At 63.8% G+C, this 15,799-nt stretch carries 11 protein-coding genes and 1 tRNA gene; 6 read left to right on the top strand and 6 right to left on the bottom strand.

Annotation, left to right across the window (positions count from 1 at the left end):
* Nucleotides 1–46 precede the first annotated feature (46 nt).
* Both LFT43_RS02730 and LFT43_RS02725 read left to right on the top strand, forming a co-directional pair.
* A complete protein-coding gene (locus LFT43_RS02730) occupies nucleotides 47–2,308 on the top strand; it encodes a prolyl oligopeptidase family protein (RefSeq protein ID WP_395801024.1) in 2,262 nt (753 codons plus the stop codon).
* 96 nt (nucleotides 2,309–2,404) lie between these two features.
* Nucleotides 2,405–2,492 (top strand) — tRNA-Ser (locus LFT43_RS02725).
* A 68-nt stretch (nucleotides 2,493–2,560) separates the two neighbouring features.
* Here the strand turns inward: LFT43_RS02725 and LFT43_RS02720 are convergent.
* The 3 genes from LFT43_RS02720 to LFT43_RS02710 all read right to left on the bottom strand — a co-directional run bounded on the left by LFT43_RS02720 (nucleotide 2,561) and on the right by LFT43_RS02710 (nucleotide 7,092).
* On the bottom strand, nucleotides 2,561–3,205 hold the full coding sequence (locus tag LFT43_RS02720; protein WP_395801022.1) for a hypothetical protein: 645 nt from the start codon (nucleotides 3,203–3,205) through the stop codon (nucleotides 2,561–2,563).
* Between the two features lie 276 nt (nucleotides 3,206–3,481).
* Nucleotides 3,482–4,924 carry an MFS transporter gene (locus LFT43_RS02715; protein WP_395801020.1) on the bottom strand — a complete coding sequence of 481 codons (1,443 nt, stop codon included), beginning with the start codon at nucleotides 4,922–4,924 and terminating at the stop codon, nucleotides 3,482–3,484.
* The gene (locus tag LFT43_RS02710) at nucleotides 4,921–7,092 is read right to left on the bottom strand and encodes a RecQ family ATP-dependent DNA helicase (protein WP_395801018.1); all 2,172 of its coding nucleotides are present in this window, start codon (nucleotides 7,090–7,092) and stop codon (nucleotides 4,921–4,923) included. Before LFT43_RS02710 ends, LFT43_RS02715 begins: the two co-directional genes overlap by 4 nt.
* 123 nt (nucleotides 7,093–7,215) lie before the next feature.
* Between LFT43_RS02710 and LFT43_RS02705 the strand changes: the two genes are divergently transcribed.
* The 4 genes from LFT43_RS02705 to LFT43_RS02690 all read left to right on the top strand — a co-directional run bounded on the left by LFT43_RS02705 (nucleotide 7,216) and on the right by LFT43_RS02690 (nucleotide 10,921).
* On the top strand, nucleotides 7,216–8,634 hold the full coding sequence (locus tag LFT43_RS02705) for a phosphomannomutase/phosphoglucomutase (protein ID WP_395801016.1): 1,419 nt from the start codon (nucleotides 7,216–7,218) through the stop codon (nucleotides 8,632–8,634).
* Between the two features lie 30 nt (nucleotides 8,635–8,664).
* Nucleotides 8,665–9,117 carry a hypothetical protein gene (locus tag LFT43_RS02700; RefSeq protein ID WP_395801013.1) on the top strand — a complete coding sequence of 151 codons (453 nt, stop codon included), beginning with the start codon at nucleotides 8,665–8,667 and terminating at the stop codon, nucleotides 9,115–9,117.
* A gap of 24 nt (nucleotides 9,118–9,141) precedes the next feature.
* Nucleotides 9,142–9,591 carry an RrF2 family transcriptional regulator gene (locus tag LFT43_RS02695; RefSeq protein ID WP_395801011.1) on the top strand — a complete coding sequence of 150 codons (450 nt, stop codon included), beginning with the start codon at nucleotides 9,142–9,144 and terminating at the stop codon, nucleotides 9,589–9,591.
* A 169-nt stretch (nucleotides 9,592–9,760) separates the two neighbouring features.
* Nucleotides 9,761–10,921 (top strand): globin domain-containing protein, encoded by a 1,161-nt coding sequence (locus tag LFT43_RS02690; RefSeq protein ID WP_395801009.1) that lies wholly within the window; start codon nucleotides 9,761–9,763, stop codon nucleotides 10,919–10,921.
* 48 nt (nucleotides 10,922–10,969) lie between these two features.
* On the opposite strand, the gene LFT43_RS02685 is transcribed toward LFT43_RS02690, so the two are convergent.
* Genes LFT43_RS02685 through LFT43_RS02675 form a run of 3 tightly spaced genes read right to left on the bottom strand, consistent with a single transcriptional unit; the run spans nucleotide 10,970 to nucleotide 15,726 of the window.
* Nucleotides 10,970–11,596 (bottom strand): TetR/AcrR family transcriptional regulator, encoded by a 627-nt coding sequence (locus LFT43_RS02685; RefSeq protein ID WP_395801007.1) that lies wholly within the window; start codon nucleotides 11,594–11,596, stop codon nucleotides 10,970–10,972.
* Nucleotide 11,597: 1 nt separating this feature from the next.
* Entirely contained in the window at nucleotides 11,598–14,156 is a 2,559-nt protein-coding gene (locus tag LFT43_RS02680) for a PEP/pyruvate-binding domain-containing protein (protein ID WP_395801005.1), read from the bottom strand.
* Nucleotides 14,149–15,726: an MDR family MFS transporter gene (locus tag LFT43_RS02675; RefSeq protein ID WP_395801003.1), complete on the bottom strand. Its 1,578-nt coding sequence runs from the start codon at nucleotides 15,724–15,726 to the stop codon at nucleotides 14,149–14,151. The genes LFT43_RS02680 and LFT43_RS02675 overlap by 8 nt, the downstream gene beginning before the upstream one ends.
* Nucleotides 15,727–15,799: the final 73 nt, after the last annotated feature.

The following is a 15,799-nucleotide window of genomic DNA, read 5'->3' as shown; positions in this document are numbered from 1 at the left end:
TTCTTGTGACTTGCTTCCTTCTCAGACAGTCGCTCTAGGATGAGGGATGACCACCACAGCAGCTGATCAAGCGCCCGCGCCCGACAACGAAACTGCCCAGGGAACAGCAACCGCCTCCGAACCTGTCGACGAGAATATCTGGCTCGAAGACGTTCATGGCGAACAACAGCTGGCCTGGGTGCGGGAGCAAAATGCCCGCACTGAAGACTTGCTCGACGACGCCGAGTACGCCACCCTGGAAGCCGGAATCCTGGAAGTCCTGGACTCCGCGGACAAGATCGCCATGGTCAACAAGCGGGGCGAGCACTACTACAACTTCTGGAAGGACCGGCAGAACCCGAAGGGTCTCTGGCGCCGGACCACGTGGGAGAGCTACCTCGGCGACGCGCCCGAATGGGACGTGCTTCTGGACATCGATGCGCTGGCCGCGGCCGAGGGCGAAGAATGGGTATTCCACGGCGCCAACTTCCTGCGCCCGGCCGAGGGCGAACCGCACCGCCTCGCCATCATCGCCCTATCCCCCGACGGCGGTGACGCCAACCGCCACCGCGAGTTCGACGTCGAGACCCGCACCTTCGTGGACCCTGCCGCAGGCGGCTTCGACCTTCCGACCGCGAAGGGCAACGTGTCCTGGCTGGACGCCGATACGCTGCTGGTATCCACAACCGCGGACGGCCTGCCGCAAACCAGTTCCTCCTACGCGAGGACCGGCGTGAAGCTCCGGCGCGGCCAAACCCTGACTGAAGCCGAGCGGATCTTCGAGGTCCCCGAAGACCACATGATGGCGCTCGTCGCCCACGACTCCACTCCGGGCTTCGAACGCACTTTCGCCGTGGACTGGATCGACTTCTTCAACCGAACCACCTCCGTGCTGCGTGACGACGCGTGGTTTGCCATTGACGTCCCCACCGACGTGAACCTCAGTTCCCACCGCGAATGGCTCATGTTCCGTCCGCGGCAGGACTGGAACGTTGGCGATGCAACGTACCCGGCGGGCTCGCTGCTTGCTGCCGACTTCGAGGGCTATCTGTCCGGGGCACGCGACTTCACTGTGCTTTTCACCCCGGACTCGCACACCTCCCTGCAGTCCTGGAGTTGGACACGGGACTACCTGCTCTTGAACCTGCTGCACGATGTCTCCTCCGAGATCAGGGTGCTCGATCCTGCCCGAAAGGACTCCGCCGGCGGGTGGGCGGTGACCCTGCTCGATGCCTGCCCGCCGCTGCACGATGTGAACGCCTACGCGGTGGACGACGAGGACGAGGCGGAAGGCGACGATGCCGGCAACGACTACTGGCTCGTGGCAACGGGCTTCACCACTCCCACCACGCTCACGCGCGGCACGCTGTCCCCCGGCATCGCCACCTACAGCCTCGACGCTGGCCACGACGGCGGGGTGTCCAGCGCGCACGCCGTGGTGAAGTCATCGCCGTCGTTCTTCAACGAGGCGGACTACGAGGTCCAGCAGCACTTCGCCACCTCGACAGACGGCACGCGGGTGCCCTACTTCCAAGTGGCGTCCAAAGATCTGGACCTCGACGGCGAAAACCCCACGCAGCTTTCGGGCTACGGTGGCTTCGAGATCTCCAGAACCCCGGCCTACAGCGGCACCATTGGGCGCGCCTGGCTGGAACGCCGAACTGAAAGCATCCAATCCGACGATGGCTCCTCGGCACATTCCCGAGGCGGCGTCTACGTCGTGGCAAACATCCGCGGTGGCGGCGAGTATGGCCCAGCCTGGCACCGTGCCGCCTTGCAGGAAAAAAGGCACCGCGCGTTCGAGGACTTCGCCGCGGTTGCGCGGGACCTCATCTCTCGCGGCGTCACCAGTCCGCGCCGGCTCGGCTGCGTGGGCGGATCCAACGGCGGGTTGCTGGTGGGCAACATGCTGACCCAGTATCCGGAGCTGTTCGGAGCGGTCTCCTGCGGTGTCCCATTGCTGGACATGCGCCGCTACACCAAGCTTGCTGCCGGCTACTCCTGGATTGCCGAGTACGGCGATCCCGACGTCCCGGAGCAATGGGAATTCATCCGCACCTTCTCTCCGTACCACCTGTTGCGTGACGGCGTGGACTACCCGGAGACGTTCATCTGGACCGCCACTTCCGACGACCGTGTGGGCCCGGTCCAAGCCCGGAAGATGGCCGCCCGGATGCAGGCGATGGGAATCCCCAACGTGTGGTTCCACGAAGCACTTGAAGGCGGTCACGCGGGCGCTTCGGACAACCGCCAAGCGGCCTCGCTCCAGGCGCGCAGCCAGCACTTCCTCTGGCGGGCACTTGCCGGCAAGCAGGGCGCGGGGCAGTGACGGTCGCCTAAGATCCTCGCCCGCCGTTCCTCGGCTCCCCCGTTTTGCACTGGGTGCCCAGTTCTGCGTATCCTTGGTTGGCTAGCAATAGCAACTGGAGACGTGCCAGAGCGGCCGAATGGGCTTCACTGCTAATGAAGTGTGGGGCACAACTCCACCGGGGGTTCAAATCCCCCCGTCTCCGCTTTTTGGCCCCGGTCTTCGGACCGGGGCCTTTTTGCGTTCCCGGGGTCCTCAGCGCGGACACGGGGGTTAGATAGTCCTTGCCCCGCTTGGTCCACTGTTGTTCGGAAGGCGCTTGGCGATCTTCTCCAAGGCAGCGACTTGGCGACGTTTGAGCATTTCTTGCTCTGATCCTGCATCGCCGGTCAACCACCTGAGAATGAGGAGCGGGGCATAGGCGAATGCCATAGCAACCCCGATAACGACGCCACCAAAATCGTTGCTGTCAACGTTTCCATGACGATCAATGCGTCGTCGAAGGACAAATCCGACAATGAAGATACCGGCAGCTACACCAAGCTGCCAAAAGAAGTGGACGCCGACTGTTGAGCCAAGCGCGACACCAAGAACCAACGTTGGTGCGGTGAGAGTGCTGACTGCTCGCCATCCTTGACCTACCAGTACGAGGGCAGCGGCGATCACAACCACCCACGACAGCCCGGAAAAGAACTCACTTCGCTGATTGATCCAGTCTTGCGCGTTCAGCAACCAGGTTGCAGATTGGCCTGTGGTGATAGACCACCAGCTACTCAGTTCCAAAACAGGTGATTTGGCACCCTCTGGGTTGCTTCCCCAAACGGTTGCAATCCCAAGGACTGAGACCAGAAAAAGATAGATACTCGCCAACCGCAGTTGAAGGCTTTGGCCGATGGCCGTTACAGATGCAGAAAACATGATCAACCCCAATAACTAATGCCATCCGGCCGGCCAAGGACCTCCATACCGCACAGCAAACTCATAAACAATCGCAGGCTAATCGGGAGGACTGACATTCTTGTATGAGGTCTAACTAGGCGGACTGATGAATTTGCGCACCCCGTCGAGATCCAATGGCTCAGACAGTTTCAACGTCGGAGTGATCGGCGATGTGCCCCCCCGATGACGCCGAGATCCAGAGACACCAAAGTCCCGCGATGGAGGTTCCGGCGTCTTTGGCTTCTCCGCGCGCCCCTAGCTGGCTCGGCGCTTCTCGGCTTTGCTCACTGCACTGCGGCTGACTTCGGCTCCGGCGTGCCTGTGCAGCGTGAGGCTGTCCACGGTGCTCAAGAGCATTGCGGCGGCCATGGCGAGGAAGGCCCCCCGGTACGCCGAGGAAGGGCCGCCACCGAAGAACGAAACATGATCGAAAAGGCGCAGGAAGAGCGCACCTACCGCAATGCCGGCACCAGCGGCCAGTTGCACAAGCGTGGCTGAAACCGCGTTGGCCGAGGGAAGCTCCCCCGGAACAATGTCTGCATACTGAACGGATGCGTAGGCCGAGAAGCCGATCGAACGGAAGGCGCCGCTCGCCAGCAGCAAGGCAAAGATCAAAGGTTCGGGAGTTTCGGGGGTGAGCATGGCACACGCGGCAAAAGTGACGGCTGAGGCAAAGGACGCGAAAACCAGCACCGGTTTGAAGCCGAACACGCGGATGATGGGGGTCGTAGCGGGCTTGATGCCGATGTTGCCAATGAAGACGGCAGCCACCATGGCCCCGGACTTGAGCGGATCCCAGCCAAAACCGTCTTGAAATAAAAGCGGCAGGAGAAAAGGCACAGAGCTGATGGTCAGCCGATAAACGAACCCTCCGGTGGAGGTGGCCCGGAACGTGCGGGTGGCGAAAACACGGAGGTCGAAGAGCGGAGCCTTGGCCTTGAGCATCCACCAACCCGCCCCGGCCAAAGCCAACGCTCCAGCCAACAGCACGACCGCGGGGACCACGCCCGCGCCATGACCACCAACTCCTTCCAGCCCCATCACAAGTGATCCGACACCGAAGGTAGTCAGCGCGAGCCCAAGCCAATCGAGCCGCCTGCCCGCATTGCCTCCCGTGTGCGGAACCAGCCTCAGGGCTGCAATGAAAGCGGCAAGCCCCAGCGGAACGTTGATGAGGAAGATCCAGTGCCACGAAAGATACGTGGTGAAGGCTCCGCCCACGAGGGGCGCCAGAACGGGAGCCAGCAAGCCGGGCCAAACCAGGAACGCAGTGGCGCGGAGGAGCTCCGACTTGGGCGTACCCCGCAGCACTACAAGGGTTCCTACAGGCACCATCATTGCCCCGCCGGCCCCCTGAGCCACCCGGCTGAGGGTCAGCCAAGTGAGGTCTTGGCTCACCGCGCACAACAGCGACGCGACAGTGAACACCGCGATCGCCAGGCAGAAAATTCGCCGTGCCCCGAATCGTTCTGCGAGCCAGCTGCTCAACGGAATTCCCATGGCCACGGTCACCAAGTAGGCAGTCATCGTGACGTTGACATCGGCCGAAGCCACTTTGAAATCAGCGGCGATGCTCGGCATGGCTGTGGTGAGGACTGTGCCGTCCAGGAACTCCATGAAGAAAGTGGCGGCAACAAGCAGTGCGAGCCGCGGCTGCCATTGGGACTCGGACTGGACGTCCGGTGCCGCGCCGCTCAAGCTGCTTGACCGAGGACGAGAGGCAACACCGATCCCGCTCCGGCTTGCCTGAGGACGCGCCCCGCAACCGTCATGGTCCAGCGGCTGTCCGCAAGATCGTCGACCAGGAGGATGCCTTGCCCGCCTAGGGCCGCGAGATCCTGCCCGAGTTCCGGACCTACAACGAGGCGGTCCCACACGCCGGCCAGCCGGTAGGCACTGTTGCCACCCCTCCCGCCGGTGGGCCCACCGTGCTGGAGCTGGAGGGAACCCAGATACGGCATCTGGCCGATGCCGGCTATACCGCGGGCCAATGATTCGACAAGCGCAGGCTTGTTCCTGGACGGGACGCTCACCACGGCGGCAGGCCGTCCTTGGCCGCTCCATCCTGCAGATCGGCCGTCCCCTGCGGCCCATTCCCGCAACACCTGCACGCACGCCTGCAGCATGGCAGGCTCGACATCCCGGTCAGCTGCGCCGGAGGCAAAGAGTTCACGGAGGGCGCCTCCCCATCCGAGGTCGGTCAGTCGCGCCAGAACGCGGCCTTCGGCCAGCAGCTCGTCGGGCTTCATCTTGCCCTTCACGGCAACGCCCAGCCGGTCCATGCCGCTGGGCCATTGAAGCCGTGGTTCCAGGGCAAGTCCCGCTCGCCTGAGGGTCTGCCCCGCGACGTCGGCGGCTGCTGCTGCCACGTCTGCTGGGAACCACGTGCCAGCGCAATTGTCACAGCGACCGCATGCACGTGCCGACTCGTCGTCCAGGACGGCGGTGATGTACTCCATGCGGCATCCAGCCGTGTCCTGGTAGATCACCATGGAGTCCTGCTCGTCCACCCGCGCCTCGGCGATGCGGGCGTAACGCTCGGCGTCGTAGATCCACGGGTGTCCCGTAGACCTCCAGCCGCCACCCACGCGCTCCACGGCACCGTCAACCGCGAGGACCTTCAGTAGGAGTTCCAAGGGCGTCCGGCGCAAGTCCACCCTCGCTTCGAGAGCCACAGTGGATAGGGCCGTGCCGGACTCGGCCAAGACGTTGAGGACGGCGGCAGCCTTTTCCTCGGACGGCATGGAAGCCGTGGCAAAGTACTGCCAAATCTCCCGGTCCTCGGATCCGGGCAGAAGGAGCACATCGGCATTGGCTGCTCCACGCCCTGCGCGGCCCACTTGCTGGTAGTAAGCAACCGGTGACGACGGGGCACCAAGGTGGATGACGAAACCGAGATCCGGTTTGTCGAATCCCATGCCAAGCGCCGAGGTGGCCACGAGCGCCTTCACCTGGTTGTCCTTAAGGAGTTGTTCAGCCCGTTCACGGTCGGCGGGGTCGGTGCGGCCGGTGTAGGACAGGACGTCGTGGCCCGCCTCGGAGAGCAGCCGGGCGGTGTCCTCCGCTGCGGCAACGGTCAGGGTATAGATGATTCCGCTGCCTGGCATGTCGGCCAGATGGGTCAGCAACCAGCCCAGGCGGTCCCTTGAGTCTGCGAGCTTCAGAACGCCCAGACGCAGGGACTCACGGCCAAGTGTCCCGCGGATGGTGAGCACACCCGCCCCAAGTTGCTCCTCGATGTCATGGACTACCCGGGAGTTGGCCGTGGCTGTGGTCGCCAGCACCGGGACGCTTCCCGGCAGTTGCTCGATGAGATCGGAGATACGCCGGTAATCGGGGCGGAAATCGTGGCCCCAGTCCGAAATACAGTGTGCCTCGTCAATCACGAGGAGGCCGGTACGGCGGATGAGCTCGGGAAGCTGGTTCTCGCGGAACGAAGGATTGGTGAGCCGCTCCGGTGAAACCAAGAGAACATCGACCTCATCCGCAGCCAGTTGCTCGCGAACGTTGTCCCACTCGAGCTGATTTGCGGAATTGATCGCCACGGCGCGCACGCCAGCACGTGCGGCTGCCGCCACCTGGTCCCGCATGAGTGCGAGTAGCGGCGAAACGATGAGCGTAGGCCCGGCGCCCCGACGCCTCAGCAACAAGGACGAGACGAAGTACACGGCCGACTTGCCCCAGCCAGTCCGTTGCACCACCAAGGCGCGCCGTCCGGCGTCGACGAGGGCCTCGATCGCCTCGTACTGGCCGTCGTGGAATCGGGCGTCCGCGTTTCCGACAAGCTCCCTCAGTACCTCAAGGGCCTGCAGTCGGGTGGTGGACTGTTCCGCTGCGAGGAGGGCAGCATCCGGGTTGTTGGGCATGGCTTCAGTATTCCAGCACCGGCGGACAGCCAGAACCCAGGACTTCATCTATGTGGACAAAGGTTTTCCACATAGCCGGGTGCTGGCGTAGTGCGGACGACGGTCCACAGTAAGATTGAGCGCGTGACTAGCGAGCAGAACAAGACATTCGACCTCTCGGCTTCCTTCAAGGCTTATGACGTCCGGGGGATCGTCGGTGAATCCATCACGTCCCACATCGTGGAGTCTGTCGGCGCAGCGTTCGTCGACACTCTGGGACTCGCGGGCGAGACTGTACTGGTGGGCGGCGACATGCGCCCGTCCTCCCCGGAATTCATAAACGCGTTTGCGGACGGGGCTGCCCGCCGCGGTGCCAACGTCCAGCTGCTGGACCTCATTTCCACCGACGAGCTTTATTACGCTTGCGGTGCCCTCAATGCTGCCGGCGCTACATTCACCGCGAGCCACAACCCGGCTGAATACAACGGCATCAAAATGTCCAAGGCCGGAGCCCAACCGATCTCCTCGGAATCGGGCCTCAAGGAAATCCAGGCTCTGGCCGAGAAATACCTCAACGAAGGCAACATCCCGGCTGCGGATGTGCAAGGCAAGATCAGCACCCGCGATGTCCTGAAGGACTACTCCGAGTACTTGCGCAGCCTGGTTGACCTCAAAGGCTCCCGTCCGTTGAAGATCGTCGTCGACGCCGGAAACGGGATGGCTGGACTGACCACTCCTGCCGTGCTCGGTAACGAACTGCTTCCTGCCCTGCCGTTCGAGATCATCCCCCTGTACTTTGAGCTGGATGGCTCCTTCCCGAACCACCCGGCCAATCCGCTTGAACCTGAAAATCTGCGCGATCTGCAAGCCGCGGTGATCGAACACGGCGCGGACATCGGCCTGGCTTTCGACGGCGACGCCGACCGTTGCTTCGTGATCGACGAGAAGGGCGAACCTGTGTCCCCCTCCGCCATCACTGGCATGGTTGCGCGCCGCGAAATCGCGCGCGCCCAGGCCGCGGGTGAAGAGACGCCGGTGATCATCCACAACTTGCTGACCTCGCGGGCTGTCCCGGAGCTCGTGGCCACGGATGGCGGCCGCGCCGTCCGTACCCGTGTGGGGCACTCGTTCATCAAAGCCGTCATGGCTGAGGAAGGTGCCGTCTTCGGCGGCGAGCACTCTGCGCATTTCTACTTCCGCGATTTTTGGAATGCAGATACCGGCATGCTCGCGGCCATGCACGTGCTCGCGGCACTGGGCGAGCAGGACGGCCCGCTGTCCGAACTTGGCCGTCAGTACGAACCGTACGTCTCTTCCGGCGAAATCAATTCCGAAATCGAGGACAAGGCGGGAGCCATTGAGCGCGTTCGCGCCGATTTTGAGAGCGAAGACGCCGAGGTCGACACCATGGATGGCAGCACCTTCACCGCGAAGGACGGCACCTGGTGGTTCAACCTTCGCCCGTCCAACACTGAGCCGTTCCTGCGACTGAACGCAGAGGCGAAGGACGTGGCCACCATGGAAAAGATCCGCGACCGCGTCCTTGCGCTGGTCCGCGTTTAACCGGCCATCCCGACGAGCAATATGGAAAGCATGAACCCCCAGATCGACGGCATTGAAAGTCCCCAGGAGCGCGAACTCCGTGAAGTCCGCGAAACCCTTGGAACCGCCCTGGCAACAGCGCAGGAACACCTTGAACAAAACGGGGGTTTCATGCCTTTCGCAGTCACCCTTGCGGACGACGACGAACTCCGACTCGTCTTTGTTACACCCGGAGAGCCGGACGACGAAGGAAACGTCGACACGGGGTCCATGCTGGCCGACATCCTCGAATTGCTCCGCCAAGGCCGTGACGGATACCGCGCGGTTGCCATGGCCAGCGACGTGATCCTTCCGGAACACGGCTCAGACGGGATCCACGCCGCGGCTGAACATCGCAACGGCGGGCTGATGGCAGCCGTGGTTCCATATGTCCAGACTGCGGAAGGCTGCACGTTCGGAGCTGCCGAAGCGGATGGACACGAACGCGCCGTCTGGGTGGACTAGACCTGACTCCGTAAGCTTGTTGGCATGAAGATCAATGCCTTCGCGGATGTGAGCCTGCGCGCGCTTCTGGTTCTGTCGTCCGCGCCCGTAGGTGAACTCCTGACGACCCAAAACATCGCAGACGCGGTGGGGACCCCTTACCACCACGTCAGCAAGGCCATCGTTCGGTTGCGGGAACTGGGCCTGATCGACGTCGAGCGTGGCCGAAACGGCGGATCCCGGCTCAGCGTGGCCGGACAGAAAGCCACAGTGGGCCAGCTCCTGCGGGAGCTGAATACCAGGGCCGATCCCGCGGCGTGCCAAACCGCCAACGGCGACTGCCCGCTCATCACCGAATGCGGCTTGCGCCGTGCCCTGGCCCGTGCGCAGGAAGCCTTCTACCGCGAGCTGGACGACGTCGTCGTCTCTTCCCTGCCTCACCTAAGGCAGATGGAGCCGGCTTTCCAAGCGATCGGGTTGCGCCCGGGGCTGTAAGCCCAGGCGAAAGCGCCGACGCTATTGCGCACGCCGAAGGTCTCCGAGCCTGTCGATTAGCTAAATTCTTCTACAGAGTGTAGAACTTACCTATAGATACTCGCATTTCAAATGCGAGTATTGATCCCGGTCCGCTCGCAACCCACGGGCCACAACGACAGGAGTTCCCATGCTCTCGGACAAGTCCTTCCCCGTCATCGAAGCCACGCTGCCGCTCGTCGGCTCCCGGATTGGCGACATCACCCCCAAGTTCTACGCCCGGCTCTTCGCTGCGCACCCCGAACTACTCGATGGGCTCTTCAGCCGTTCGAACCAACGCTCGGGCAACCAGCAACAAGCACTTGCCGGAAGCATCGCCGCCTTCGCAAGCCACCTGGTCGGTAACCCGGGAAACCTGCCGGAGACAGTGCTGTCCCGTATCGCGCACCGCCACGCCTCACTCGGGATTACCGAGCCGCAGTACCAAGTGGTCTACGAGCACCTCTTCGCCGCCATCGCAGAGGATCTCGCCGACGTCATCACCCCTGAAATCGCCGAAGCCTGGACAGAGGTCTACTGGCTCATGGCAGACGCCCTCATCAAGATCGAAAAAGGACTCTACGCGGCGCAGGCCAATGGAAAGATGTGGAGCCCTTGGAAGGTCGCGTCCAAGACTCCCGCCGGGACCGGATCCATGACCTTCGGCCTTGAGCCGGCCGACGACACCCCCATCACCGAAGCACTGCCTGGCCAGTACATCAGCGTCAAGGTCACGCTCCCGGATGGCCTGCACCAGGTCCGTCAGTACTCTCTTTCCGGCGACGCCGGCACCAGCCGAAGCTTCACTACCAAGATCGACGACGGCGGCGAGGTCTCGCCTGTGCTCCACCACACCGTAGAGGTTGGCGACGTCCTGGAGATCTCCAACCCCTACGGCGAGATCACGCTGAAGGACGGCGACGGCCCAGTGGTCCTCGCCTCCGCCGGCATCGGCTGCACACCCACGGCATCCATCCTGCGCGGGCTCGCAGACTCCGGCTCGGACCGCCAGGTCCTGGTCCTGCACGCGGAGAGCAATCTGGACAGTTGGGCCTTGCGCGGGCAGATGACGGACGACGTCGAGCGCCTGGATGGAGCCGAGCTCCAGCTCTGGCTGGAGGAACCCCAGCCCGGGTCCAATGCGGGTTTCATGTCACTGCGCGAAGTGGACCTGCCGGCCGACGCCTCGCTGTACCTGTGCGGGCCGCTGCCGTTCATGAAGCACATTCGCAATGAAGCCATCAATGCCGGAATCCCTGCCACGAAGATTCATTACGAAGTCTTCGGACCGGACATCTGGCTGGCCAACTAGCTGACGGTAGACGTCGTTTAGAGGCCGCATAACGACAACAACTGCGACTCAGTTGGGCTGGCTGACCACCAGCAGCGGCAGCATCACCTCGTCCACCACCTTCACCAGGAAATCGTCATCGATCGGTGCTCCCGAGAAGATAAACCGCTGCCGCAACAAGGCGGGGCCGGCCTCGATTCTTGCCTCCGTGGCCACACTCGGATCGCATTCGCCGCGCGCCGCAGCCTGCTCAATAATGGCGCGCATGATCTTTCCTACGTTGCCACGCGTGTATTCGTGGACTTCAGCGGCCACCGCTGGGTTCTGGAGCGCTTCCCCCAATAGCCCGCGCATGGCTTGCCCCACTTCTCCTTCCAGCTGTTGCGCTACAAGCCGCAGGATCGCCAGGGCGTCCTCGCGCAGGCTACCTGTATCCGGCGCGGAAGAAGGACTGGGCATGGCATCGTAGGCCGCATCAAGCACCAACGCCGCACGCCCGGGCCACCGCCGATAGAGCGAGGCTTTGCTCGCCCGGGCGCGCTCGGCGACGCCGTCCATGGTCAGCGCGGCGTACCCGAATTCGGCGATCTCCGCCCGGACTGCTTCGAAAATTGCGCTGTTCAGGGCAGCCCCGCGCCGGCGCGGCAGTTTGCGGTGGTCCTGCCGTACCGGCAAAAAGTCCTGCTGCTCCGCCATGTCAAGCACTCGCAGATGAAGCGGCCGGCAGGACCACTCCCAGATTCCCGTCCACGAGCACCCACTGCCCGTCAGCCAAGATGCTGGTTGCCGAACCTGTGCCCATGACAGCCGGAATTCCGTATTCCCTGGCCACGATCGCCGCATGGGAGCCGAGTCCGCCGGCATCCACTACAACCGCGGCGGCGCGTTGGAACAACGGCGTCCAAGCAGGGTTGGTGTACGGGCAGACCAGGATTTCGCCGCTGCGGAGCTGGCCGAACTCGGCGGGCCCCCGGATCACGCGGACAAATCCGCTTGCTTGGCCACGGCTGGCCGGAGTACCGGAGACAAGGGCCCCTGACAAGCGGCGGCCTCGACCACGGTGATCTCGGCCAAACAGCAAAGCCGGATCAAGCAGCGGAATACCCTCCAGCTCACGCCGTTTCGCCGCCCGCGCCAGCACCAGCGGCCGGTAACGATCCCGTAGGGAAGGTGGCAGCGCACCGCCGTCGTCCGCGTCCGTGATGGATTCCAATTCCTCGAACCGCAGGTGATAGATGTCGTCGGGTTCGTCGATCACGCCAGCCAACACCAACCGGCGGCCGAGCTCCCGGTAGGCGCGGCGGATGGGCGGGATGGCCTTGGTGGCGTAGAAGTGGCTGTCCTCGCGGAACGCCATTCCGGCTCGGGCGGACTCGACGGCGGCGAGCACTGTCCGTCTCACTGGTTCGTAACGGAGAGCCGGGTGACGCTCCAATTCCGCTAGCGCCGTCCCGGTCTGGTCGGCCGTTTGGTGCCGCTCTCCCGACATGGCTTTCACCAGGCCAAGAACCACCTCGGGAGCATCGGACCAAGTGGGCGAACTGCTCAGGACAACGCTGGTGGTTTCCCGGTGGCCGTATTCGAGCTGAAATGCCTCGAATGCCTCCCTGAAAGCACGATGCTCGGGATCCTTTTCCACCAGGTCCAGCAATTGGCGGGGGTCTGCTTCGAGAAAGGCGCGTGACAGGCTCGAGTCCTCTGCCGCAAGGGAAGCGAGCCGTTCAAGTGCCCGATTCGCCTGGCTCGTCCTGGTTTCCGCACCCGCGATCAGCGCAGGCGCAAGCCTTATCTTGCCGAGGAACAGGAGCATAAACCGCATCTTCAGCGCAGGCACGAGAACGCCGGGCAGGTAAGAGACCCTAAGGTCCGTGATATCCTGCATCGTCGCGAAGCAATCCTCCAGAAATGCAATCGTTGCACCCCATGGCAGCAGACCGGGATCTTTGCCGTTGATTCGTTCGACATTGCCAAGGAAAAGGGCGAAGCGCGGATCTTGGGTCCACGCTTCGGGCTTGAATCGCCTTGACCGGCGTAGCAAAGACACAGGCGCGGCGAGCGTCCGGATGGTCGGGCGCGGCACCGGTGGGATGAGCTGCACCACCACGCCGTCGTCTTCCGGCAACAACTCCTCAACCCTCGGGAAGACTACGCCCACGCTCCCGGCCATCCCTTGCAACATGGCCAGGATTCCCCGGCTCATCCACCCGGAGACGTCCAACGGATACGGCCGTTCCTGGAACATCTCGATGAAGAACGGCCCCACCCGCCTTTGGACCGCGTTGAGGCTGGGCGGTTGCGGCGGGAGTGCGGTCATCGGGCGCGACTGCAGCACGTACAGCACGCCCCCGGCCACAGCCCACTCGATGTCCTGTGGCCGGCCGAAATGCTGCTGGGCTTCCTGTCCCAGCCGGGCCAGCTCCGCCAATTGCTCTGCGACGAGCCCTGGCTTGGCGGCGGGCGTGCCAGGCCTTTCCCGCGTACCACCGCCCGCTGCCGCGCTGATCACCACCTCGCGGCCGCCCGGCGTGAAGCCAAGAACCTTACCCCGACGATCTAGGACGTAGTGCTCCGGCGTCACGCGACCCGAGACCACGGCCTCCCCCAGCCCGGGATTTGAGTCCACCACCATCTCACCCCGCTCGCCCGTGACCGGGTTCGCAGTAAACATGACACCCGCCATGGCGGCCGGCACCATTTTTTGCACGACGACGGCGATAGCCACCTCGTGCGGGTCGATCCCCTGCCGTCGGCGGTAGGCCATGGCCCGGTCGGTCCACAACGACGCCCAACAAGCGACGACCGACTGAACTACATCGTCCTCGCCAAGCACGTTGAGGTAGGTGTCCTGCTGGCCGGCAAACGCGGCACCCGGCAGATCCTCCGCCGTGGCACTGGACCGGACTGCGACAGCTCCGCCGCCCAGCTTCGTATAGGCATCGAGGATCTCCTGCCGCAGCGAACCGGGCATTTCCGCCCCGGCAAAGAGGGCCCGGATGTCGGCGCCGCCGGTTCCGTCACCGCCGTCGGGCGCTCCGGCATCGGGCGCGTCGCTCAAGCTGGACAGCAGGTTATTCAGCTCCACCCCCACTTTCGTTTCCGCCAGGAAGGACAGGTACGCGCCCGTGGTGATGATGAAGCCCGGCGGCACCGGAAACCCCTGGCGCACCAGTTCCCCCAAAGCAGCGCCCTTACCGCCCGCGACGGCGATGTCCCTAGCGCCGAAATCGGCCAGCGGGGCTGCGGTTTGCTCAGTCATTTTGGGCTCCTGGTGCGGTGGTGTCGGCGGGATCGGAAGCTTCTGGGATTGCAGCCTCGGAGTGCGCGGTGTCTGCGTGCGCGGTGGTCCGCAGTTCCCGCTCGGGGAGGAAGAGCGTCAAAACGAAGGCCACGGCCAGCACCACAGCGGCAAAACCAAAAACCGGCGGAACCGCATGGCCGAACGCCTGGGCAACCGCGATGCGGTCCGCGGCTGGCAGCGCTTCCAGGGCCTTGGGCGTCAAGGATTTGATGCGGTCGCCCAAAGCGGCGGCCAGCGGTGCCGGGACCGCCGCGGAAAACCGCGCAGTGATCAGGGAACCCAAAACAGCCACGCCGACGGCGGCACCCACTTGGCGGAGAAAGGTCACCGTTGAGGTCGCAGCGCCAAGGTCGCGGCGCTCAACGGAGTTCTGCACCACGAGCACCATGACCTGCATGACGAGTCCAATTCCAAGCCCGAGAAACAGCATTGAGAGCAGGACGAGCCAGGGGCTGCTACCCGAGTCCATGGTGCTGAAAAGCCAGATTCCGGGAACCGCAAGCATCGTTCCGGCCACCGGATACAGCTTGTAGCGTCCGGTGAGGGTGATCAGCGCGCCGGATCCCGACGTCGTGAGCAGAAAGCCAACCATCAACGCAATCAACATGCCGCCGGACGCCGTGGCCGACATGCCCATCCCCACCTGCAAAAACGCCGGAAGGTAATTCAGCGTGGCGAACATCGCAAAGCCGACCAGGAAGCTCACTGCGGTCGGTATGGCAAAGGCAGGGTCCCGGAACAGGGACAAGGGGATGATCGGATCAACCGTGCGGCGCGCCCTGAACAGCCAAGCCCCCAGTGTCACAAGGGCCACAGCCCCGAGGACCGGAGCCACCCAAACCGGCCCGGCATAGTTGCCACCGCTGGAGAGGAAAATCACCGCGACGATGGCAAGGCCCAGTAAGGCCGCACCTCCGTAGTCCACGCGCCGTCCGCGCGGGGTGACCGGGAGCCGCAACGTAAAGGTCACCACGGCAAGAGCAGCCAACCCGAGCGGAACGTAGAAGTAGAAGATCCAGCGCCAGGAGAAATGGTCCACCACCGCGCCGCCTGCCAAAGGTCCGGCCACCGCGGCCATCACGAAGGCTGCGCCGATGATGCCCAGAAGCCTGCCGCGCTCGCGGGGACTGACAAGTTCGCCGATGACCGACTGTGCCCCGATCATGAGCCCTCCACCGCCGATGCCCTGAATCGCGCGGAAAGCGATGAGCTGCGGCACGGACTGCGCCAGCGAGCACAGTCCCGCCCCGATGATGAAGAAAATAAGGGAAGCCTGCAGGATCCGTTTGCGCCCGAATGCGTCGCCCAGTTTGCCCGTGAGCGGCATGGCGGCCGTGGCGGCGACGAGGTAGCCGGTGATGATGGTGGACATCTGATCCAGGCCGCCCAGGTCCCCGGCGACAGTAGGGAGGGCCGAGGCCATCACAGTCTGGTCCAAGGCGCCGAGGAACATCACCAACAGGATGCCAGGCAGCGCCGTCCTGATGGCAGAGTGGACTCTCGTGGTGTGCTGCTGGGCATCGTCCATGGCCCGGTCCCGGAAATTAGAGAACTGCTGGTTCTCTAAAAGCTACTCTCGCCGCTTGCGCAGCACAATGGCT

The organism is Arthrobacter sp. FW306-04-A (assembly GCF_044358315.1).
Classification (GTDB): Bacteria; Actinomycetota; Actinomycetes; order Actinomycetales; family Micrococcaceae; genus Arthrobacter.
This window is presented reverse-complemented; position numbering and strand designations above follow the sequence as displayed.